Source organism: Dietzia sp. CW19 (genome assembly GCF_014145265.1).
GTDB classification, from domain to species: Bacteria; Actinomycetota; Actinomycetes; order Mycobacteriales; family Mycobacteriaceae; genus Dietzia; species Dietzia natronolimnaea.
The window spans coordinates 1-1,449 of sequence record NZ_JAALEE010000021.1 but is presented as its reverse complement, the minus strand read 5'-3'; the positions used below and the strand labels follow the sequence as shown (position 1 = coordinate 1,449).

The 1,449-nt window shown below is 71.8% G+C and carries 1 protein-coding gene and 2 pseudogenes; all 3 read right to left on the bottom strand.

The annotated features are described in order from the left end of the window. Positions 1-228, bottom strand: a pseudogene (locus G6021_RS00805) (hypothetical protein); the annotation flags it as partial. A gap of 48 nt (positions 229-276) precedes the next feature. Beyond that, the gene (locus G6021_RS00800) at positions 277-1,107 is read right to left on the bottom strand and encodes a sulfurtransferase (RefSeq protein ID WP_182618058.1); all 831 of its coding nucleotides are present in this window, start codon (positions 1,105-1,107) and stop codon (positions 277-279) included. A gap of 10 nt (positions 1,108-1,117) precedes the next feature. Continuing rightward, positions 1,118-1,449 (bottom strand): annotated as a pseudogene (locus G6021_RS00795) (DUF2993 domain-containing protein); the annotation flags it as partial.

The following is a 1,449-nucleotide window of genomic DNA, read 5'->3' as shown; positions in this document are numbered from 1 at the left end:
CGCGAAGGGCACCCGGAACGCGGCCGCGGGCAGCGTGAGCGCGGTGAGGTACATCCGCACCGCCGCCTCGCGCTCCGCGGGGGAGTACGGGCCGGGGTGGTCCGGGACCTGGGGGACCGCGCCCCGTCGCTGGTCGACGCCGACGATGACGGCGGAGGCCACGGAGGCGCCGACGGCGACGACGGAGGCGCGTGCGGCCAGTCCGAACGCTCGGGAGAGAAGTGACATGCTCCAGAGATTAGCGAGTCGATCGCCCGAGCGGGGCGAGGAGGATCCTCACCGCTCGACCGGGACACCGATCAGTGAGCCGTACTCCACCCAGCTGCCGTCGTAGTTGACCACGTCGGGCTGGTCGAGGAGCTCGTGGAGGACGAACCAGGTGTGGCTTGAGCGCTCACCGATCCGGCAGTAGGTCACCACGCGGCGACCGGGTTCGTCGAGGAAGTCCGCGTAGATCTCGCGGAGGTCGGCGTCGGTGCGGAAGGTGCCGTCGCGGGTCACGGCGCGGTTCCAGGGGATGCTCACGGCGCCCGGGATGTGTCCGCGTTGACGCCCGCCCTCCTGGGGTAGCCCGGCCGGCGCCGCGAGCCTGCCGGTGTACTCGTCGACCGAGCGGACGTCCACGAGCGCGTCGTTGCCCAGCCCCGCCAGGACGTCGTCGCGGAACGCGCGGATCGACAGATCCTGCGGGTCGGCCACGTAAGCGGTCACCGGACGCCGGGGTACATCGGTGTCGAGAGGTAGTCCGTCGCGCTCCCACCGCATGCGACCCCCGTCGAGCAGCCGCACGTCGGCGTGGCCGTAGAGGCGCAGATACCAGTAGGCGTAGGCGGCGAACCAGTTGTGGTTGCCGCCGTACACCACGACCGTGTGTTCGCGGGTGATCCCGCGTTCGGACATGAGTTCGCCGAACCTCTCGCGGCCCACGAGGTCCCGCGTGTACTCCTCCTGCAACTCCGTGCGCCAGTTCAGCGCGACGGCCCCGGGGATGTGGCCGTCGGTGTGATACGCCGACACGTCCTCGTCGACCTCGAGGAAGACCACCGAGTCATCGTCGAGGCGCGATTCGGCCCAGCGGGTGCTGACCAGTACGTCGTCGCGACTCATATCGGGGAGTCTAGTGGTCCGGTCGGGCCAGGTCGCCGAGCGGCGTAGCGCCCGGGCCGGCCGTACCGCCGGCGGTGATCGTCCCACCCCGCACGGTGAGGGTCTCCACCGCGATCCCGAGGGGGAGGACGTCCGGGGAGAGGGTCAGCGCGGTCCGTCGCAACGCGAGGTCGGGGTCCTGGTCGGGGAGTCCGGAGGGTCCCGTCGCGGGCTCGACCGGGACGAGGTGCGCGCCGGACTCGTCGACGACCAGGTCGACGATCGCCGACACGCGGGTGTCGGTCCCCGCCAGGGTCCCGGTGACGCGGGCCCGGTGCTCGACCCCCCCGGCGAGGCTCGGGA

Coding starts and splice junctions, on each gene's coding strand:
- G6021_RS00800 (WP_182618058.1), bottom strand. CDS start 1,107: ATGAGTCGCGACGACGTACTGGTCAGCACCCGCTGGGCCGAATCGCGC.